This is a genomic window from Vibrio diazotrophicus, from assembly GCF_038452265.1.
GTDB classification, from domain to species: Bacteria; Pseudomonadota; Gammaproteobacteria; order Enterobacterales; family Vibrionaceae; genus Vibrio; species Vibrio diazotrophicus.
This window is the reverse complement of the sequence record NZ_CP151843.1, coordinates 550,735-571,645: the sequence shown is the minus strand read 5'-3', so window position 1 is coordinate 571,645 and position 20,911 is coordinate 550,735. Positions and strand designations below refer to the sequence as shown.

The 20,911-nt window shown below is 42.0% G+C and carries 21 protein-coding genes; 14 read left to right on the top strand and 7 right to left on the bottom strand.

Annotation, left to right across the window (positions count from 1 at the left end):
• Nucleotides 1–130: 130 nt before the first annotated feature.
• Entirely contained in the window at nt 131–976 is an 846-nt protein-coding gene (locus AAGA51_RS17945; protein WP_042486969.1) for a CPBP family intramembrane glutamic endopeptidase, read from the bottom strand.
• A gap of 279 nt (nt 977–1,255) precedes the next feature.
• On the opposite strand from AAGA51_RS17945, the gene mtgA reads away from it, so the two are divergent.
• The 3 genes from mtgA to AAGA51_RS17930 all read left to right on the top strand — a co-directional run bounded on the left by mtgA (nt 1,256) and on the right by AAGA51_RS17930 (nt 3,658).
• Complete coding sequence (gene mtgA / locus AAGA51_RS17940; protein WP_415679617.1) at nt 1,256–1,933, top strand: monofunctional biosynthetic peptidoglycan transglycosylase; 678 nt, start codon at nt 1,256–1,258, stop codon at nt 1,931–1,933.
• A 216-nt stretch (nt 1,934–2,149) separates the two neighbouring features.
• A complete protein-coding gene (locus AAGA51_RS17935; protein WP_255209390.1) occupies nt 2,150–3,502 on the top strand; it encodes a PTS transporter subunit EIIC in 1,353 nt (450 codons plus the stop codon).
• Complete coding sequence (locus AAGA51_RS17930) at nt 3,503–3,658, top strand: hypothetical protein (RefSeq protein WP_255209391.1); 156 nt, start codon at nt 3,503–3,505, stop codon at nt 3,656–3,658.
• A 47-nt stretch (nt 3,659–3,705) separates the two neighbouring features.
• On the opposite strand, the gene malI is transcribed toward AAGA51_RS17930, so the two are convergent.
• A complete protein-coding gene (gene malI / locus AAGA51_RS17925) occupies nt 3,706–4,737 on the bottom strand; it encodes a Mal regulon transcriptional regulator MalI (protein WP_042486972.1) in 1,032 nt (343 codons plus the stop codon).
• Nucleotides 4,738–4,791: 54 nt separating this feature from the next.
• Nucleotides 4,792–6,228 (bottom strand): PLP-dependent aminotransferase family protein, encoded by a 1,437-nt coding sequence (locus AAGA51_RS17920; RefSeq protein WP_156102054.1) that lies wholly within the window; start codon nt 6,226–6,228, stop codon nt 4,792–4,794.
• A gap of 95 nt (nt 6,229–6,323) precedes the next feature.
• Between AAGA51_RS17920 and AAGA51_RS17915 the strand changes: the two genes are divergently transcribed.
• Nucleotides 6,324–6,983: a pyridoxamine 5'-phosphate oxidase family protein gene (locus tag AAGA51_RS17915; RefSeq protein ID WP_042486979.1), complete on the top strand. Its 660-nt coding sequence runs from the start codon at nt 6,324–6,326 to the stop codon at nt 6,981–6,983.
• Nucleotides 6,984–7,038: 55 nt separating this feature from the next.
• Here AAGA51_RS17915 and AAGA51_RS17910 read toward each other — a convergent pair whose 3' ends face one another.
• Complete coding sequence (locus tag AAGA51_RS17910; RefSeq protein ID WP_042486982.1) at nt 7,039–8,238, bottom strand: type III PLP-dependent enzyme; 1,200 nt, start codon at nt 8,236–8,238, stop codon at nt 7,039–7,041.
• 306 nt (nt 8,239–8,544) lie between these two features.
• The gene (locus tag AAGA51_RS17905) at nt 8,545–8,862 is read right to left on the bottom strand and encodes a DMT family transporter (protein WP_042486985.1); all 318 of its coding nucleotides are present in this window, start codon (nt 8,860–8,862) and stop codon (nt 8,545–8,547) included.
• 94 nt (nt 8,863–8,956) lie between these two features.
• On the opposite strand from AAGA51_RS17905, the gene AAGA51_RS17900 reads away from it, so the two are divergent.
• The 5 genes from AAGA51_RS17900 (at nt 8,957) to AAGA51_RS17880 (ending at nt 12,645) form a co-directional block, all read left to right on the top strand.
• Entirely contained in the window at nt 8,957–9,835 is an 879-nt protein-coding gene (locus tag AAGA51_RS17900) for a LysR family transcriptional regulator (protein WP_042486989.1), read from the top strand.
• A gap of 174 nt (nt 9,836–10,009) precedes the next feature.
• Nucleotides 10,010–10,432 carry a DoxX family protein gene (locus AAGA51_RS17895; protein ID WP_042486991.1) on the top strand — a complete coding sequence of 141 codons (423 nt, stop codon included), beginning with the start codon at nt 10,010–10,012 and terminating at the stop codon, nt 10,430–10,432.
• Nucleotides 10,433–10,704: 272 nt separating this feature from the next.
• Nucleotides 10,705–11,268 (top strand): sigma-70 family RNA polymerase sigma factor, encoded by a 564-nt coding sequence (locus AAGA51_RS17890; RefSeq protein WP_042486993.1) that lies wholly within the window; start codon nt 10,705–10,707, stop codon nt 11,266–11,268.
• Nucleotides 11,269–11,407: 139 nt separating this feature from the next.
• Nucleotides 11,408–12,403 carry a permease gene (locus AAGA51_RS17885; protein WP_042486995.1) on the top strand — a complete coding sequence of 332 codons (996 nt, stop codon included), beginning with the start codon at nt 11,408–11,410 and terminating at the stop codon, nt 12,401–12,403.
• 11 nt (nt 12,404–12,414) lie between these two features.
• A complete protein-coding gene (locus AAGA51_RS17880) occupies nt 12,415–12,645 on the top strand; it encodes a thioredoxin family protein (RefSeq protein ID WP_042486998.1) in 231 nt (76 codons plus the stop codon).
• 72 nt (nt 12,646–12,717) lie between these two features.
• Here the strand turns inward: AAGA51_RS17880 and AAGA51_RS17875 are convergent, their stop codons facing one another.
• Entirely contained in the window at nt 12,718–14,178 is a 1,461-nt protein-coding gene (locus AAGA51_RS17875; RefSeq protein WP_081878726.1) for a sensor domain-containing diguanylate cyclase, read from the bottom strand.
• A gap of 263 nt (nt 14,179–14,441) precedes the next feature.
• On the opposite strand from AAGA51_RS17875, the gene AAGA51_RS17870 reads away from it, so the two are divergent.
• Complete coding sequence (locus AAGA51_RS17870; RefSeq protein WP_081878733.1) at nt 14,442–15,401, top strand: Solitary outer membrane autotransporter beta-barrel domain; 960 nt, start codon at nt 14,442–14,444, stop codon at nt 15,399–15,401.
• Here AAGA51_RS17870 and AAGA51_RS17865 read toward each other — a convergent pair.
• The gene (locus tag AAGA51_RS17865) at nt 15,398–16,633 is read right to left on the bottom strand and encodes a GGDEF domain-containing protein (RefSeq protein WP_156102055.1); all 1,236 of its coding nucleotides are present in this window, start codon (nt 16,631–16,633) and stop codon (nt 15,398–15,400) included. The two genes, AAGA51_RS17870 and AAGA51_RS17865, sit on opposite strands and share 4 nt — an antisense overlap.
• A 227-nt stretch (nt 16,634–16,860) precedes the next feature.
• Here AAGA51_RS17865 and AAGA51_RS17860 point away from each other — a divergent pair, with 227 nt between their 5' ends.
• The 4 genes from AAGA51_RS17860 to pntB all read left to right on the top strand — a co-directional run bounded on the left by AAGA51_RS17860 (nt 16,861) and on the right by pntB (nt 20,739).
• Complete coding sequence (locus tag AAGA51_RS17860; protein ID WP_042487006.1) at nt 16,861–17,238, top strand: late competence development ComFB family protein; 378 nt, start codon at nt 16,861–16,863, stop codon at nt 17,236–17,238.
• Nucleotides 17,239–17,247: 9 nt separating this feature from the next.
• The gene (locus AAGA51_RS17855; RefSeq protein ID WP_042487009.1) at nt 17,248–17,523 is read left to right on the top strand and encodes an HlyU family transcriptional regulator; all 276 of its coding nucleotides are present in this window, start codon (nt 17,248–17,250) and stop codon (nt 17,521–17,523) included.
• Nucleotides 17,524–17,803: 280 nt separating this feature from the next.
• Entirely contained in the window at nt 17,804–19,351 is a 1,548-nt protein-coding gene (locus AAGA51_RS17850) for a Re/Si-specific NAD(P)(+) transhydrogenase subunit alpha (RefSeq protein ID WP_042487013.1), read from the top strand.
• A gap of 11 nt (nt 19,352–19,362) precedes the next feature.
• A complete protein-coding gene (pntB, locus tag AAGA51_RS17845) occupies nt 19,363–20,739 on the top strand; it encodes a Re/Si-specific NAD(P)(+) transhydrogenase subunit beta (protein ID WP_042487015.1) in 1,377 nt (458 codons plus the stop codon).
• Nucleotides 20,740–20,911: the final 172 nt, after the last annotated feature.

The window sequence follows — 20,911 nt, the reverse complement described above, 5'->3', positions numbered from 1 at the left end:
AAACTAAGACGTTAATCCTGTTAAGACTGCGTACGATACAACGTATCGAAACAAATGATAAGTGCCGAATAAACCAGTTACTTAGAATTCTGCCTGAACTCATTGAGTGCATTGTTACCACAACTACCACTCAATGTGCCAATGCAGGATAAGTAAAGAAAACAAGATGAGCAAAGTTAAATGCAAAGTGGGCAAGTACTGAGCACCAAAGTCGTCCGGTGAAATGGAATATTAGTCCATATCCTAAACCTGCAAAAGTCGCGAACAGCGCAAGTAACATCCCACCACCAATATGAGCCAACCCAAACAACACGCTTGCGGTAACCAGACCGATCCACCAAGCGTAGCGACGAGAAAGAGACTGTTGAATCAACCCACGAAATAACGCTTCTTCCGCGACACAGGTAATCATCAAGTTGTTGAGTGCAAAAAGCCACCACCAGTCAGGAAGGCTAGGTTCTACTTTTAAGCCTCCGGTTAAAGAGGCTAAGGGAAGCAAACTTACGAGCATAACTATCGCCAGCAAGACACCTTTGAAATGAAGTTTCTGTTTATTCCCCAAAAGCTGCGGATAAGCTAACAGCAGGGAAAAAAACGCTATCGGTTTGTCCAAATTTAAGTACATCGTAAATGGCAGACTTTGCGGACCCGCATAGACATGATCCAAAACCAGTAAATTGTTGAAACCGGGTAGGCGATGCAAGAATAGAAGGCCACAAGTCAGGATAACAACTGTCCAACAAAGGTTGATAAGCAGCTTATTATGCTTATGTGTCACTAAAGTAGGAATGCAATGAGCAACCAAAAGTAAAACGGTAGAAATAGCCATTGCCAACGGTTCTACACGCCCAAAGATAAGCGCGCATACTAATGCTACCGCCAATAAAACAAAGGTAATGAGTTTATGGCGAGTGAACCCGCTGAAGATTGCTGCAATCAGAGGTAACCATATCCAGATGGCAGGCGTTAAGAGCATTAAACATTCCTTATTTATCAGTGAGCTTTGCCGTTGCAAGGCGAGGATAGCACTAAATCAGGGGCTGTTGCTGCTCAATAGTAAACATTCAAAAAACAAATGAGTGATGAAATTTACATGTGCTGAACATTGTGTTTGGTGATCTCGTGTAACCTAGCGCGCGAGATTGGACCTCAATATAGCTTAACCAATTACAGTGTTAGGAAAAGTAAGGATCGTGAATGACTTAGCATTGCAATTTTATATAAAGGTACAGATTTGAAAGGTATTGCCCGAAAATTGAAGAGAAGGATTGGAAGATTATTGGTCACATTGATCACTGTGGCTTTCTGTCTGCCTTTGGTGCTGGTTGTTATCTTGAAGTTTGTGAACCCGCCGACTTGGGGCTGGCAGGTATCCCGTACCTTGTTTCCTCCCAAGGGATACCCAGAGCAGACTCAGCACCAATGGGTATCGATAGATTACACATCTCCGTCGTTGCCTTTAGCGATTATGGCTTCGGAAGACCAGAGATTTCCCTATCATTGGGGCGTCGATGTTTCGGCAATACTGTCTGTGATCAGTAGCAGTGGAGACCAAGGACCAAAAAGAGGTGCGAGTACCATTACTCAGCAGACAGCAAAGAATATCTTTCTGTTCCCTAGTCATACTTATCTGCGCAAAGCCTACGAACTTTATATCGCGCTGCTGATCGAGTTAGTTTGGGGCAAAGAACGAATCATGGAAATGTATTTGAACGTTGTTGAGTTTGGCCCCGGTATTTACGGCGTTCAGGCGGCAAGTGAGCATTATTTTGGTGTTTCGGCACATCAGTTAACGCCTTATCAAGCCGCTCAATTGGCGGTTGTATTGCCAAATCCTTACAGAATTCAGCCGGTACCCATGACTCCTTATGTGCAGCAGCGAGTTCACTGGGTATTAAAGCAGATGAGCAACCTAGGCTCACTGGCATTTTAGTAAAAGCAAACGACCTATTTATTCATATTCATAAACGAGTGTAAGCGGTTCTCATATATAACTAATTGTGTTAGTAAAACGTTTTATCTATAACTATTGTTTGCGAGGTAAAACGTTTTACTTGAATTGATTACTTTGTAAATAAGCCTTTTAGAGAGTCATATTGTAGTTGAAACATGGTGTTTCCCATGGTGGTTACAATTTTAAGGAATGAATATGACGAAATATTTGCGGGCATTGGCAACTCCTCTATCTCAGTTATCGCTCATAGGGCGCGCACTGATGTTGCCAATTTCATTACTTCCAGCCGCAGGCTTATTACTTGCGTTTGGTGACAAATTTGGCATGCCATTAATGATGCATGCTGGTGGTGTGGTATTTGACAACTTGCCGTTACTTTTTGCGATTGGTTCTGCGGTAGGTTTGGCTTCAGAATCTGGGATCGCTGCTCTATCAGCAGCCGTTTCAATACTCATTATCAATTCAACAATTAGCGCTTTACTTGGCATTACTCCAGAAATGGCAAGTGCAGGTGGTAAATACGCATTAGTACTTGGTATTCCTTCGCTACAAATGGGCGTATTTGGTGGCCTGATTTCCGGTATCTTAGCGGCCTACTGCTATAAGCGTTATCACGACATTCGATTGCCTGAATTTTTAGGCTTCTTTTCCGGCAAACGATTCGTAGCCATTTCATGTGCGTTTTACTCTTTTCTATTAGGTTTAGTTTTACCCTACGTTTGGCAATACGTTCAGAATGGTATCGATGCTTTATCCACCGTTGTTAATGGCGATAACCAAATGCTATCTACCTTTATCTTCGGATTGACAGAAAGGGCACTGATTCCATTGGGTTTACACCATGTATGGTACCCATCATTCTGGTTCACTTTTGGTGAGTATGTGACACCAACAGGCGCTGTTATTAATGGCGACCAAACTATTTGGTTTAAGATGCTGACAGATGGTGTGAAATCATTCAGCTCTGATACGTACAACGATGCTGGCAAGTTTATGCAAGGGGAATTCCCTCTGATGCTTTTTGCATTACCTGCCGCATGTTTGGCGATGTATCACGAGGCACACACGAAGAACAAAAAAATAGCAGCGGGTATTTTGTTTTCGGCAGCGTTGACCTGTTTCATCACCGGAATTACTGAGCCTGTTGAGTTTACCTTTATATTCGTTGCGCCAATTTTGTATGTGTTTAATGCTGTAATGGCGGGGCTGTCATACATGATGATGTATGTGCTCGATGCACATATCGCGAAGTCATTCTCGGCAGGGCTGATAGACTATATTTCTTTTGGCATCATGCCTTCACTAAATGGTTTTGAAACGAATTGGGTCAAAGTAATCTTCATTGGTATCCCTATGGCGATGATCTATTACGGAGTCTTCCGAGTAGTGATCCGTAAGCTAGACGTAAAAACGCCGGGTAGAACGGATGTTTCTAACAATCTGGATGAAATTACCGATGAAGAACTCACGACACAAATTTTGTTAGCCATCGGCGGAATGGATAATATTGCAAGCTCAACCGCGTGTATTACGCGCCTACGGTTGTAAGTGAAAGATAAGGATAAAGTGAATCGCGATGCGTTGAGCGACTTGGGTGCGAAAGGCGTGGTCTATGTTGGTGATACTGGTATTCAAATCATATTTGGTGCACGAGCACAGTTCCTTTCTGACCAAATAGAGTCACTGCAACAGCAAATGGCATAGTGACGCGGTAACATATTGCGAAGCGATGGGGTATCCCATCGCTTTTTCTATGCGGAGTTCCGATGAATGAACTTGGCTGGCAGTAGCATGCTTTTATGATCGGAATCGCAAGGGTTACGAATACTGTCTAGCAAACGCAGTGCAGCAGATTCACCAACAGAATAAGGATCTGTGTAGACACAAGTCAAAGAGGGATGATTGAGCATTAGCTGTTCAGAATCATCAAAGCTGATTAAGGCTACGCGCTCATCAATAAACAGTTCTTTTCCTATCTCTCGACCACTTTTTCGAACACCGTTAACACAGCTTAGAGCGCTGGAAGCATCGTGACAGAGGATCGCTGTAATTTGAGTTTGCTCTGTAAGTAGCATATTCACGGCTTGAACCAGATCTTCGGAGATGAAATCTCCGTCTAAAATCCATTCCTGTTTTGAAGGTAATCCATATTGGCTTAGCGTATAACGGTAGCTAGCGATGCGTTCATCTCTGCATGGAGAGCCAGTTGTTCCGCCAACATAAGCGATACGTCGGTGTCCCTGACGAATCAGGTGCTCTGTTGCCAATTTTGCGCTGTGTGTATTGTCTGGAGTGATGTAATCAATATCGCTATCGAGTTTTGCTGAAGATAGACAAACTAATGGTATTTGAAAGCTTTCTGGTTTTCGAAGTGATAGCAGATGCTGATCATCGATAGGAGACATGATGATCCCTTCGACCCCTTGCTGATATAGGGTGAGAAGCTTTTGATCGTAGACCTCTGCGTTTTGTCCGCATTGTGTCAGATAGAGCATGTATCCATTTTGCTCAAGAACGTCGCTAATTCCCGCCACCATACGATAAGTCGAAAAGTCATTTTTGTTGTTGACCATCAAACCGATCGTTTTGGTCGATTGAGTACGTAAGTTTGCTGCAGTCTGATTTCGAACAAACCCCAACTCATCAATGGCTTTTTGAACACGAGCGATTGTCTGGGCTGAAATTCGACCTTTTTGACTCAGTACAAGTGACACAGTAGTAACCGAAACATTGGCGTGTTGAGCAACGTCTGTAATGGTTATCTTTTTATTGCTTTGCGACATAAAAGGTCCAAATCCATGTGGGTAAATGCAGTGTAACAAAAAGGTTCTTACGGGTCACAGTTGGCTATCTAAGTTGTAAAACAGATCGGCAATCTGTTTTATTTTCTCGTCGATATCGTCCGTTGAAATATTACCAAATCCGAGCACTGCGCCTTGCCAGTTGCGCAGCTTGAAATCTGGATGCTCGTAGTAACTTAATGGCCTTATGATAATCCCTTTTTTGAACGCTTTTTGTGACAATGTCACCTCATTAACATCTTTTAGCCACTTAAGCGTAACGTGAAGGCCCGCGGCTTGGCTGATAACCTCAGCATCATCACCAAAATGCTGGTTTATGGAGAGAATCATCTGATGATGTTTTTCTTTATAAAGTCTACGCATCTTTCTGATATGACGCAGAAAATCGCCTGAACTTATGAAATCAGCAAGTGCAGCTTGGATGTGTGCAGGGGAGTCTCCGGTCAATGCATCTTTTATCGCTAAGCATTTTTCGACCAAAGCGGAAGGAACGATGAGATAACCCATTCTCAAACTGTTGAACATAGTTTTGCTCAACGACCCGATATAGATAACTCGCGAATCGTGGCCGATTTCAGACGATAGACCTTGCAGACTGGTGTAAGGACGATGTGCGAACTGAAACTCACTGTCATAGTCGTCTTCAATAATCCAGTGATTCCCCTGAGTTGCCCATTCAATCAGCTTTAAACGTTGCTCCGTATTTAACGTTGTGCCCATCGGGTATTGGTTACTTGGCGTAATGTATAAAGCGCGGGCTTTACTGTTGAGAATGCTCTCCAAGTCAAAACCTACATACTCTTCAACATGAACAGGCTCAAACCGGTAGTTTAAAAGCTCAATGATTTTACGCATTTTGGAATAGCCCGGTTGTTCCATCAATACCGAATCATGGCTCTCCATTACTGCCATCAGCGCTATCATTAACGCTTGTTGCGCGCCCGACGTAATAATGATTTGGCTGGCATCGCAATGTACAGAGCGACTGGTAGCAAGATAATTTCTCAAGGCCATTCTAAGAGCACTATCACCTTGGATACCATTATTGCCAAGTAAGTATTGGCGGGTGGAGTGTAGCTGAACATACTTGTGCCACTTGGCAATAGGGAACTGATGCAGATCGGGAACACCCGGAGCAAACGCGCTGTTAATAGAAGGTATGCTTTTGTTGGTTTCGGTTGATTTGACGATGTCTGCACATGGCAAGTAGTGATCAGGCAGTTCAACCGTTACGTAGAAGCCAGAACCGGAGCGTGCTTCAATGTAACCTTCAGCAGCGAGCTGTTCATAGGCCGCAGTAACAGTATTTCTGCTGAGTTGAAGTTCTTCGGCAAGCTTACGTGTTGAAGGAAGCTTTCCTCCTTTATGCCAAAGCTGCTTAACGATTTTTTCGCGTATAGCGTGGAACAGGCTTTCCTGTTTCGATGATTTGTCGTTTTGAAGTACTAAATCGCCGGAGTCGATGGGTTGCAAAGTGGATCTGTCCTTAATCCAAAACTGGTTCTTCTTAAGGTACCAGTGTGTTGCTACATTGCAACCATGAAGTCAGATTTAGATAGGGATAGACGATGCTTTCAAATACACCGAGAACGCAGATTAAAAAAGCAGTACACAAAGCTCAGTTTGATTTGGAGAGTCTTCACCAAATTATTGATGAAAGCCTAATCGCACATATTGCGATTAATAATGAACAGGGACCGGTGGTCATTCCGATGTTAGCTTGGCGCGTGGACGATCATGTCTACATCCATGGTGCCAATAACAGCCGCTTGCTACGTTCACTAAAAAACGGGGTGCAAACCTGTTTAACTTTTACCTTGTTTGACGGATGGATACTGGCTCGGTCTGCTTTTCATCACAGCGCTCATTATCGCTCTGCTGTTGTCTTTGGTCACTTTACAGTCGTAGATGACAACAGAGAAAAAGATCGTTTGCTGAATCATTTTGTAGAACACATTGCACCTGGGCGTACGCAAGAAGTGCGTTTGAGCAACGAGAGAGAACTTAGTGCAACCATGTTACTGCGCATTCCACTAACTGAAGCATCGGTTAAAGTCAGCATAGGTGTGGTTAATGACGATAAAGAGGATTTGGATCTGCCTGTATGGGCTGGTTATTTGCCTTATCGAACCGTTGTTGGGCCACTAAAAGCGGTTGATGAGTTAAGTGATGTTGTAGAAACACCGGATTACAGCGCCGCTTACGGACATCGCTGGCACAATGCCTAAACAAAGCTAAAACGAAAAAGCTCCCTTTAAGGGAGCTTTCGGAATTCATTTTATGTTAGCCAATCATACGTTGGCTGCTTTCTTCAAATTCGTTAATCACAATTGTTTGTGCGCGTTTGAAAAAGTTAAAATCTGTTGCAGTTGCGCTTGTGTATGCGCCCATCATACGGCCGATGACCAAATCACCATTTTCCAATTTTGGTAGCATGATGTTCTCTGCAATCACATCGATACTGTCACAGGTTGGGCCTGATAAAACGCTAGGTACTAATTCGCCATCTTGCTTTAATGTCACTAGCGGATATTCAGTATGGTCAAACATCAAGCCACTGAATGATCCGTAAATGCCGTCATCTAGGTAGTACCAAATCTGGCCTTCACGTTCTGCTTGTCCCATTACTGACGCAACGCTGGTTACTGCAGGTGCGACAATGAAACGACCAGGTTCCGCAATTACCTGTACTGTTTCTGGCAACTCGTTTAACGCTTCGTTAATCGGTATGCAGAATTGGTCAATAGGCATCACCTGTTGAGTGTAAGTCACTGGGAACCCACCGCCGATATCTAGCGTACTTAGCGCTGGCAGTCCACGTTCAAACACTTGGTCCATTACTTCTTTACAGCTGCGAATTGCATCCACATATTTTTGTGGATTAGCCGTTTGAGAACCCACATGGAATGACAAACCTTTGATGTGAATGTTCCACTCTTTTGCGGTTTCAATGATCACTAACGCCTGCTCAGCAGAACAACCAAACTTTTTAGATAAATCAGCAAAAGCTTCAGTGTTGCGGAAGCTAAGGCGAACAAGCAGTTCAACTTGATCTTTGTACGGTTTGAATTTTTCTAATTCATTGAGGTTATCAACCACAAACACATTGCATCCGTAGACTAGTGCATCGCGAATGTCGCGGTCACGCTTGATTGGGTGTGTGTGGATTGTACGCTCAGCGGGTACACCTTGTTGCTGAACAAGTTCAACTTCACCTGTGGTTGCTAAATCGAAGCATGCACCTTCCTCCAAAAGTGTTTTAACAACATTTGGATGAGGGAGTGGCTTAAGAGCAAAGTGCAGTGCAACATTAGGTAATGCATTGCTTAGCGCACGATATTGAGAGCGAATAATATCGCAATCAAGAATCAGTAAAGGAGCACCAAACTTCTCTACAGAGGTTTCGATTAGGTCGATAGATTCTGCAGACAAAGCTTGAGAAGAAAAAGATTGAAAATCCAATACAGAAGCTGAATTAGCCATAGCAATTCTCCAAAATAACAAGGCACTTTTCATGGTCTTGGATGATGAAAAGTGGAGCGTCAATAAAAGCGCGTTCGCGCCGTCAAAGTCACTCTTGGATAGTTGCTCTATCGCCTTGCCACAAAACTGCTGTGATGTACTCGGATTGGCTATCATCAAGAAGCAGGGCGATAATAAGGTCATACTTTTTCTCACGCAATAAAAAATATCCCAATAAAACCAAAAATTTTTTATCGAAAAGATAATGATTGGTTGTGAATAAATATTCAGTTTTTGAATCCTCACCCTTAAGGATCTTTATTTCAATTAATGCCCAACTTTAAGTAAAACAACACCAGACAAAATCAAGAACACACCTAGATAGCGAACAAGTGAAGAAGCGTCCCCATAGACAAATACACCAACGAGGAAAGTTCCTGCTGCACCGATACCTGTCCAAACCGCGTAGGCAGTGCCCATAGGTATGCTCTTTTGCGCCAGAAATAACAGTGTTCCACTGATTGCCATAAAGCTGATGGCCATTAGAATCCCCAGCCACTTGTATTGTCCGCTTTGCGCAAGTTTCAGGCCTACGGGCCAACCAATTTCCGTCACTCCAGCTAAAACCAAATACAACCAACTCATAAACAATACACCTTCAATTTAACAAACATGATTTGCGGCTAATGGTATCTGTATCTATGATGGATAAAAGTTAATACCTATCGAATAAATTCATATGTTGAGTCTTGAACAAATTAAAATGATGGTACTAGCAGCGGAACTTGGTTCGTTTTCTGCCTGTGCGCGCAAAATGGGGAAAGTGCAGTCAGCGGTAAGTCACGGCATTAGTACTTTGGAAATAGATTTAGGAGTTGAGCTTTTTGATCGCTCTTCTCGCAATCCCAAATTAACCGTTGCCGGTGAACGGTTGATTCGAAGCGCAAGAAACTTGCTCGCGCAAGCGAATGAGTTTGAGAAAATCGCTCAATCGATAGAGCGAAAAGAAGAAGGTGCATTAACCATAGCTATTGATGATGGGGTAATGAATAAAAAACTGGCTAAGTTGTTTAAACGCTTAGATGATAAGTTTCCTTCAACTCAAATTGATGTACTAACAATTGCCTCTACAGATATTTGTCAGGAAATTGCGTCTAACAATGTCGATCTAGGTGTGATGTTTACGGAGTTAGATATGACAAAAGAAGTGGACTTCTGTTATGTCGGCAGCGTGGATTATATTGCGGTTTGTCATCCTCTTTATCCTCTTTCAAAATTAGAAGTGAAGCTTCCATCAGATTTGTCTTCATATCGGCAGATAGCAGTGCGAGGAAAGCTGAAACAAGAGTCTCACAATTTAGCCAGTATAAGTCCTAAAGTTTGGTGGAGTTCAAGCCACTACAATGTATTAGAATTGGTGAAACAACAAGTCGGTTGGGCTTACTTACCAATATTTATGGTTGAAGACTTGGTGGCATCAGGAGAACTGCATAAAGTTAGCGTTGCGTTCGACCATAAAGCATGGAACGTACCAGTAGATTTAGTGTGCAGTAAAGGCAAAGATAAAGGGCCTGTATTCAACTGGCTGTTCGATGAACTAAAGTTGATATTTAATTAAACAATAAATGTGTTATGTGACCGCTTCCATATACAGTACGTGTGAAAATAAGAGGTTGATTTACATCAATGATATTATTCAGAAAAATTGATGAAGATGATTAATACTTTTAGGTGATACTGTGTGCTATAGGCTTCTATAGTAAAGATTATTAGACCTAAAAGGATGGTTGTCATGATCGAAATCTTAAATCAACTAGATAAGCAGTTAGCAAAACCGGATATAGGTAAATTGGTATTACGTGTCAGTTTCGCATTTATGTTTTTATTACACGGTATACACAAAATCTATGGCGGTACGGACTTCATTCAAGGATTACTGGTACAGAACGGTTTACCCGCATTTATTGCATATGGTGTTTACTTAGGTGAGGTGGTTGCTCCAATTCTGATTATTGCTGGCGTATTTACGCGTTTGTCATCAATCGTCGTTATTGGTACGTGTGTAGTTGTCATTTATCTATTACATATGGGCGACTTCTTTTCGTTAAACAAATACGGAGCTTGGGCTGTTGAGGGAATAGCAGTTTATCTGTTTGCTGCTATTGCAACCTTATTCTTAGGTTCAGGTAAGTACGCGTTAAGACCTGACGCATAACACATAAGAACTAAGCCGGATGCAAGTTAGCATCCGGTTATTTTTAATACTTATAATGCACTATAACTTAATCTTGATTTACTAACTTCTAAATGGTTGAGCGAACATCTAACATCCTCAAACCACGCAACACGAGTGATTAATTTAAACACAACAAGCTTATTACCAGAGAATGCGCCAGATCCCAAAAAAGGGCTGAAATAGGTCCTATGATTTAGATACTGAATGCGCAACTCAGGCCGTCGCAGAAAGCTTTGGAGCACGTTTGAACTATGAACTCAACTCAACATTCGCCAGTTCCTTGTCTATTAGATACTTGGGCGACAACTGAAGCTGCTCTGTATCGATGGTTAACTCAGCATTGTTCCTGTCAGGACTTGGCGTATGACCTGTTGCAGGAAACCTTTCTTCGAGCATTACAAAGAGAGCGAGCATTTTGTGATATTGAAAATCAAAAAGCTTGGTTGTTCACGGTTGCGAAAAACTTACTTGTTGATGAATGGCGAAAATCGGGGCGTTTAGAATCTATTTCTGATAGCAATGACCGATATGCTTTAGACATTAGATCGGAGCGTGAGCCAATAGAAAGTCTCGCTCAGTGTCTTCCTAAAGCTCTGGCATGTTTGAGTGAGGATGACCGTTCTGTTATCGAGTTTTGTGATTTACAAGGACACAGTCAGCAAGAATTTGCGAAACTCCATCATTTAACGGTAACGGCAGTAAAGTCACGTATTCAAAGAGCACGGCCGAAGCTTCGAGCACAGCTTAAAGTGAACTGCCACATTACCTTCGATGAACAGCATAAAGTCTGCTGTTTCACACCTAAACGTTCATAGTTTTTCCTAACAAACGTTGAATCACGATCTTTTTCATTTCTTCATGAAAATTTATTGCGTCTTTTTAGCGCTTATCACGTCTTCATTAATAAGCAACGAGCGGGTTGCCCTTTAATGTTCGATGTAGGGAGAGTGAAAGATGTTCTGGGTTTTTACATCATTAGCTGATTGGTTTACGTATCAACTACTGGGATTAGATGCCGAGACTCGGTTAGGCCAAGCGGTCCATTTTTTTGTTGAAGACACCAGTAAGATCCTCGTTTTATTGGCAGTAATGATTTATTTGATAGCTCTTTTACGCGCCTCTCTCAATGTGGAGAAAGTGAGAGATTATCTCTCTGGTAAAAAACGCGTTGTTGGCTACTTTATGGGGAGTGTTTTTGGCGCTATTACTCCATTTTGTTCATGTTCAAGTATTCCGGTATTTCTTGGTTTTACGACAGCGGGCATACCACTAGGTATCACCATGGCTTTTCTTATTACTTCTCCCTTGGTGAACGAAATAGCAGTATTACTCCTCATCAGCCTCTTGGGGTGGAAGTTTACTCTTCTGTATGTATTAGCCGGTATGGTTATTGGCATGTTCAGTGGTTGGTTACTTGATTTGCTAGGAGCTGAACGTTGGCTTCAACCTTTTGCAGCTAAAGCGATGAAGAATGCGCCTAATATTGCTTCTGGAGTCGTTAATCAATGCGAAACCAGCCCGATGACATTCAAACAGCGTAATGAATTTGCGAAAAACGAAACACACGAAATTTTCAGTCGAGTGTGGAAGTGGGTTTTGATAGGTGTTGGTGTTGGTGCTGCGTTACATGGTTACGTACCAGACGGTTGGATTGAAAGCCACTTAGGGAGCAGGCAGTGGTGGTCTGTACCTGCATCAGTACTCATTGGTATACCTCTGTACTCAAATGCGACGGGTGTTATTCCAATTATGGAAAGCCTGCTACGGAACGGGTTGCCCGTAGGCACAACGCTAGCGTTTTGTATGAGTACGGTCGCTGCAAGTATTCCTGAGTTTGTGATGTTGAAACAGGTTATGCAGTGGCGTTTGCTAGGGATACTTTTTGCTTTATTACTTAGTGCATTCACGATTATCGGCTGGATGTTCAATTTAATTACTTGGGAAATTTGAAGAGGTTATATATGAAAGTGTTCAAAGTGCTTGGTTCTGGTTGTGCAAATTGTATCAACACAGCAAAACTGATTGAGAACGTGGCGGAAGCGGTAGGGGTTGATGTGAAGGTAGAAAAAGTCACGGATATGGAAGCCATTATGAACTACGGTGTTATGTCAACGCCGGCGGTTGTCTTGAATGAGCAAGTCATTCACTCAGGAGGGGTTCCCTCTGAAGAGAAAGTTAAGTCTTGGATTTAAAAATGTTAGTAATGGTGTAACTTATTTTGCTACAGTGTCACAAAATAATTTGCACCATTTTTGAAACATAACTTATTGTAAAATAGGCTTTACTTGATTTTTTCCGCATTTCTTTGCATCCAACAGGAAGTTGTCGGCGCGCTCAAAAGCTGAAACAAAAGTATCGTCTGAGGTAATTTCCACGACTCCGAAGCTGCATGTGATGTTTCTTTCTAAAGATGGGATACTCAAACATTCAATACTATCTCGGATACGTTCCGCGGCTTGAATCGCATGCTGCAAATCGTCACTTGGCAATAACAGCATGAACTCATCACCACCAAAACGCCCAATAAGGTCGGCAGGTCGTATCTCCTTACTTACATGCTGTGAAACCGTTGTTAGCACTTTGTCTCCAACTGTGTGACCAAAGGTATCGTTGATTTGTTTGAAACCATCTATATCAAATAACGCCAAAGATAACGGTTGGTTAATTCGACGACAGCGACTAATTTCATTCTTCACATTTTTAATAAAATATTGCCTCGTCTGAGCGCCAGTAAGTACATCTCTTTCTGCAAGAATTCGAAGATTTCGGTTATCAAGTAGTATATGAGGTACCCATAAGCCAAAATAGGTGTTTGCAGCAAGCAGAGATATCGTAAATTGATAAACCATCGCGTGATTTCCCAACTGCAACCATGAGACTAAGATAGCGGTCGTTGTGCTGAGTATTCCCAAACTTAGAAATGCTCGTCCAGCACTCTCGGTAAATACAATCCACATCTGAACTATGCCCAAAAAGAAGACACAGAACACTACACTGGATGCAGGATATATAGACACTAAAACACTAATGAGAGCCAGTACAACAATCGCTATGGCCTGCTTATACAGGTAATTCGATAATGACGACTGCTCATAAACAGACTTAAAATTTTCAACCAGCCAATGGCTTTCTTTGGGGTAGTATTTTGACAATATCGCAACCGTTATGGGAGCTATAACGACGACCCCAACTAAATCGCCTACCCACCAAGGGCCCCAAAGTGACATGATTTCACTTGGTAAAATGATTCCAGTAATTGCTATAACGTTGGAACCGCCAATAGCCGCTATTAGCGATGAGGTCGCTGCGATGGTGAGAAACATCAAGATCAAATAGGGTATACGGAATTGTTTTCCAGTTTGGCTGAGCTTTCTTAATATCGTTGCACCTAGCCAATAGGAAAAACAGTGTGCAGTTGCAAAGAGCAGTCCGGTTAATAATAGAGTGGAACTACTCTGATGAGCTTCATAGATGCTATCTTCCCAAAAGGTGGTTGTTATCGAGGCAAATAGAACGATTGGAATTGCTCGCCAGCCGAAAATAAGAAATACAGCGTAAGTGACTCCAGAAGGTGGAAACCATATACTCGCGTGCGGTGCATATTCCATAAGTGCCGCCGCTCGCCACAGTAATATCCAGGCTACTGTAATTAATACTGGTTTAGATAACGTACTAAACCACTTGTTTCCAAACCTCGAATGTCTTTCTGGGCAAGATCCTTCCATCCCTATACGTCCTTTATATTTGCTTTTAGTTTTTTTGGGGAAAGCACTCTATTGTTCTAAAATTTAACGAATTTATCATTTATTTAGTTGTACCATTCCAAGATTAGCTTTAGGTTTCAAATATCGCCACTTTTACTGATACTTAAGGCAGTAAATGAGATTTATACTGCTAAATTATTACTATAGATGCATACTTCCATTAAAGTTTAGTTTGATTTCCAATCACAAAGGATCGGTAATAAGTGTTTGTTAAAAGAACCACACTGTTTGCACTTTGTTCTCTTGCTTTTGCCTGTAATGTTCCTGCAAAAGGGTTTGATGTCATTGAAAATTTTTTAGAGCAGAGTTTTGCCTATACAGTGGTACTTAGTGATAGTGATGTGTTCACCGTTGGGATTAAGGATTTCAATCCAAACGAGCTTTTCAATACCGACAATCCAGAGTTGGGAACTGAAGACTCGGTTGCCAATCGAAAGAAGTATGGAATATCGACTCTACCAATGTCTTTTCGCCTAAATGACGAAGAAGAGAAAAACAAGCATGAACTCTTTTTCCGAATGTCAGGTTTAGCGACAGATGAAAATGTTAAATGGGGCAACGAAACTGTCTTTGACGATTTCCGTCAAGTCATCTTAGATGTGTATACCGCTTATCGATATGAGTACAAGTTCGACGAACACTGGACGATAACTCCGGGGATAGGTACGCATTTAATGCGTTATGAAAATACCATGGACTACAACAGTGCCACAGGTAAATCATACGCTCCCATTTTGGATGGACTGTTGTTTAACACCACAGCTTGGGCCAACATCTACGAACCCCATTTAAAGCTCAGCTATAAGAAAAATGAAGATTGGGGCAAATGGCAAGTTTCCTCTGCTGGACACTATTTCTATGGCTACGGATGGGGTGAAGCAAACCAAGGCGAAATCGGCAATAGTGAAGGATGGTATATCGTTAACAGCGCTACGCTCGTATACGACATAGAGCAAATCGGCCGCTCAATTCAATCGGTCTATAGCACAATCCGAAGGGTCGATGTAGGCAGTGATGTGTCACAACCTCTTGGTACTACTTTCTATTACGAAGCAACGGTCGGGTGGTTGATGACGCCACCATTTGAGATCAGCTTTGTTGACAATATAGGTTTAGGATTAACTTTTAACTACGGAAGTGCTTTTAAAGGAGGAAGCTTGGTATTGTTCTTTAATCAAGATTAAGACGCAATTTTGATTCTGTTTCTACCAGCTTTTTTTGCTTGATAGAGTGCTTCGTCTGCTCGTTTAATGGCTTCTTTTGCTCTTCTTTCCAAAGAACTGTCACACACACCAACACTTATTGTAATGTTTACGGATTGGCTACGATTATCTGAACGTTTCGTTGCACCATATTTATCATCTTTAGGACGACTGTCTGAATCTCGAATCACTAGGTCATATTGTTCTATGTCTTGGCGAATATGCTCCAAATACACTTTCGCTTGTTCGGCTGTTTTCCCTTTGAACAGAATCGTAAACTCCTCGCCACCGTAGCGATAAATCTTTGCTTTTCCTTTAACTAGGCGAATGCGGCTAGCCACAAGTTTCAATACATCATCACCTGTATCATGCCCATAGGAATCATTGAATGACTTGAAATGATCGATATCAACCATAGCGATGGCGAACTTGCGTCCCGGGCTTCTTAAGTCGATTTCGAGTGCGTGTCGTCCGGGTAGCTGCGTCAATTGATCGTTAAAGGCCATCTCGTGGCTGGCTGAAATTAAATAGAGCATCATCAGCGCACCAGACAACGAAAACATTGTGCTGGAAACAAACTGAAGTTGAAAAAATATAAAGGTGGTCGAAGACATCAAAATGGCGGTATAGATGAATACATCCATAATTCGATTTTTAGTCAAAACAAAGATACCTGTGATACCAACCATTGCGAGCAAGTAAAGTACCAATATAAATGGAAGCTTTGATATCTCCGGAACGGAAAACAAGAAAGTATCTTTGAGGCTTCCGTATCCGCCAGAAACATAGTAATCAACCGTTATATACGCCCAAAGACCGAAGCATGCCAATAGTATTAAGTAGACAAAAAATGCGCGGCTAAGCAAATCACCATTTTTAAATGCATAACTCAATAAACAGGCGACAGGTAACACAAAGCTGAGAATTGAGAGTTCAAGAAGAGTAGAGCCTGTATAAAGAGGGGATTGCAAACGACATTGAATCACCCAATAACTGATTAGCATGGTGCAAGCAACCATTGCCATTCGGCTTTGTTTGAAGATAAATGCAATGGCAATAGAACTGAGAAATAAAGCGTAAGGCAAGCCACCCGCTAAACCACTATTGGCGCGGGTAAGAACAATAACGTTGTTCATTCCATACCAAATAGCTGCCAAGAGCATCAACGGGAATGTAAAACGAAACCAAGGCGACGTAACTAAACTCGACGACATGCTTATAAACTAGCCAACAGAATAACTACTAATTGTGTTTATGATTAATAAACTAAGAATAACTTTATTTAATGAATTTCCAAGCTTTTTGCTAAACTTTAGTTATAAAAGCGCGCGCTTGAGCAAAGATTGTTCAAGTAGGTTCGATCTTCGTTTGATTAAAGATCATTGATGCAATAACTTTGTTAGAACATATCACATCGACACATCGGTATAGGAGAACTCGTATGCAACTGAATGTTGAAGTGCACAATTATATGGAAACACTCGTTGGACAAGTGATAGCACAAGACAAGTATGCTACGACATATAATCACGACCAATTAGCAGATCTCGCGTGCTTGGCTCTTAGCCAACTTCGTCCAATCTATATTCGATTTGATATTGATTTTCTCTCTGCCTTACCCGAAGAGCGCCTCGTTATTTTAAAAGAGCATGCACAGACAGCGGTTGAAGCAGCGGAAAGTATGATCATTGATGACAGACGTAAGGATCGTGATACCGGTATACCTATTGTTATGTCTCAAACGCAATTTGATGAAGATGCCGAGTTAGAATGGTATGAAAAACCAATTCTGGGCCATAAGCAGCACAACTTACCTTAAGGAGTTATCGTGGGATTTTTTTCTCGTTTTTTCGGTAGTAAATCAGAAGTAAAAGAAGCGTCGGTTGAACCCGTAGAGTACAAAGAGTTTTTGATTTACCAAGAGGTCATTCCTGAAGGTGGCCAGTATAGAATTGCAGGCAGAATAACTAAAGAAGAAGACGGCGAACTTAAAACTCACCGTTTCATTCGATCCGATGTACTGTCGAACAAAGCTGACGCAGAAGAACTCATGTTAAAGAAAGCGCAGATGTTCATAGATCAAATGTCTGGTCGGATCTTTTAGTTACCCATCAAGTCGTTGACAGAAATCATAAATTTAAGAGCTACAAGTGTATAGTCTTGTAGCTCTTTATTTATTTTGGCACTACGAAATTTCAATACTTGCCTATACTGGTTTGAGCTCTTACTTCAAATAAACGCTTTGTAATTTCAGCAAAATTGATAAACAGTCGCAACTTAACGTTATAACCAACAAAACTAAAATATTGTTATAAATATCTTGAGTTTGAATTAGGCGTTAGATAAAAAAGATTATTCACAGTGCCAATAGTCAAGGAATCGCTATGCAGATTGGTGTACCAAAAGAAATACTCGCGGGCGAAACGCGGGTCGCTGCTTCTCCTTCATCGGTTCAGCAGCTTGTTAAACTGGGATTTGAGGTTTCAATCGAATCTCATGCCGGTGATTTAGCCAGTTTCGATAACGCATCTTACGAACAGGCTGGAGCCAAAATCGTTTCAAAGGAAGAAGTGTGGAACTCGGAATTAATTCTGAAAGTTAATGCTCCGCTATCTAATGATGAATCGGATGAAATTGCTCTTATTAAAGAAGGCGCAACATTAGTTAGCTTTATCTGGCCAGCACAGAATCCAGAGTTAATGGAAAAACTATCCACAAAAAGTATTAACGTGCTGGCTATGGACTCTGTACCTCGTATCTCTCGTGCTCAGTCTTTAGATGCATTGTCTTCAATGGCTAACATCGCGGGTTATCGCGCTGTCGTTGAAGCGGCGCATGAGTTTGGTCGCTTCTTCACGGGGCAAATTACAGCTGCAGGTAAAGTACCACCAGCTAAAGTATTTGTTGCTGGTGCAGGTGTTGCAGGCTTAGCTGCTATCGGTGCCGCTGGTAGCCTAGGTGCAATTGTTCGAGCATTTGACGTACGCCCTGAAGTAAAAGAGCAAGTTCAGTCAATGGGTGCAGAATTCTTGGAAGTTGATTACCAAGAAAACTCGGGCTCAGGTGACGGCTATGCTAAAGAAATGTCTGACGAGTTTAATAAAAAAGCAGCAGAACTTTATGCAGAGCAAGCTAAAGATGTAGATATCATTATCACAACTGCTCTTATTCCAGGACGTCCTGCACCAAAATTAGTCACCAAAGAGATGGTTGACTCAATGAAAGCGGGTAGCGTTATTGTCGATTTAGCAGCAGCGAATGGCGGTAACTGTGAGTACACAGTGAAAGACCAAGTGATTACCACTCCGAACGGCGTAAAAATTATCGGTTATACCGATATGGTAGGCAGATTACCAACTCAGTCTTCGCAACTTTACGCAACCAACCTAGTAAATCTACTAAAACTGCTATGTAAAGAGAAAGACGGCAATATCAACATCGATTTCGAAGATGTGGTACTGCGTGGCGTTACGGTGGTTAAAGAAGGTGAAATTACTTGGCCAGCTCCACCAATTCAGGTTTCAGCACAGCCACAAGCTAAACCACAGAAAGTTGATCCTAAAGCAGCGAAAGTAGAAGAACCAACCTCTCCAGCTAAGAAAATTATTGGCTTGGCTGTTGGTGTCGGTGCGTTTGCATGGGTTGCAAGTGTTGCACCTGCTGCATTCTTAGGTCACTTCACAGTGTTTGTACTTGCATGTGTGGTGGGTTACTACGTTGTATGGAACGTGACTCACTCTCTGCATACTCCGCTAATGTCAGTAACCAACGCAATTTCAGGCATTATCGTTGTGGGCGCATTGCTACAAATCGGGCAAGGTAATGGCTTTGTAAGCTTCTTGGCATTTATCGCCGTTCTTATCGCAAGCATTAACATTTTTGGTGGCTTTACCGTTACCAAACGTATGCTTGAAATGTTCCGTAAAGACTAAAGGAGTAAGCAATGTCTGCAGGATTGGTACAAGCAGCTTATATTGTTGCTGCTTTATTCTTTATTATGAGTTTGGCCGGATTGTCGAAACAACAATCAGCTAGAGCAGGTAATTACTACGGCATTACGGGCATGGCAATCGCACTGATTGCGACTATTTTTAGCCCTAATGCTGAAGGATTTACTTGGGTCATCATCGCAATGGTGATTGGTGGCGGTATTGGTATCCATTTCGCTAAGAAAGTTGAAATGACAGAAATGCCAGAGCTAGTGGCAATTCTTCATAGCTTCGTAGGTATGGCGGCCGTGTTGGTTGGCTACAACAGCTTTTTAGATGCTCCAGAAGTGGCGACTCATGCTGAACACGTTATCCATATGGTTGAAGTGTTCATTGGTGTGTTCATCGGTGCGGTAACATTTACGGGCTCTATTGTCGCGTTTGGTAAGCTTCGTGGGATCATTAAGTCTTCTCCATTAAACTTGCCACACAAACACAAGCTAAACTTAGCGGCAATAGTTATCTCAACACTGCTAATGATTCATTTCATTAATGTTGATGGCAGCATGTTTGCAATGATCGTGATGACACTGATCGCTTTCGCTTTTGGTTATCACTTAGTTGCATCTATCGGTGGTGCCGATATGCCAGTAGTCGTTTCAATGCTGAACTCTTATTCTGGCTGGGCAGCAGCAGCGGCTGGTTTCATGTTAGCAAACGATCTATTGATTGTTACGGGCGCACTAGTAGGTTCTTCGGGTGCAATCCTTTCATACATTATGTGTAAAGCGATGAACCGCTCTTTCATCAGTGTTATTGCCGGTGGCTTTGGTCAAGAAGTAGTAATCAGCGAAGATGAAGAGCAGGGAGAGTACCGCGAAACAAATGCGGAAGATGTAGCAGATATGCTTAAAAACTCTAAGTCTGTCATCATCACTCCAGGATACGGTATGGCGGTAGCGCAAGCTCAATACCCTGTTTATGAGATTACTGAGAAACTAAGAGCATTAGGTGTAACTGTACGTTTTGGTATTCACCCTGTCGCAGGTCGTCTTCCGGGTCACATGAACGTGCTATTGGCCGAGGCTAAAGTACCGTACGATATTGTTCTTGAAATGGATGAGATCAACGATGACTTCTCAGACACAGATACTGTGTTAGTTATCGGCGCAAACGATACTGTTAACCCAGCAGCTCTTGAAGATCCAAACAGCCCAATTGCAGGTATGCCTGTACTTGAGGTTTGGAATGCGCAAAACGTTATCGTGTTTAAACGTTCTATGAATACGGGCTATGCAGGTGTTCAGAACCCATTGTTCTTTAAAGAGAATACGCAAATGTTATTCGGCGATGCTAAACAGAGCTGTAATGATATTTTGAGCCACATCTAATGGGCTGACCTTTATTGAAACGACAAAGAGCAACTGATGTTGCTCTTTTTTTTTTGCTTGGAGTAGGCCGTATTCTCAAACAAACTTGGTACAAACGTACAGGTTCAGCAAAATCCGACAATTCACACATTGCAATCAATAAAACCGTAAATAAGTATTATTGACATCGATA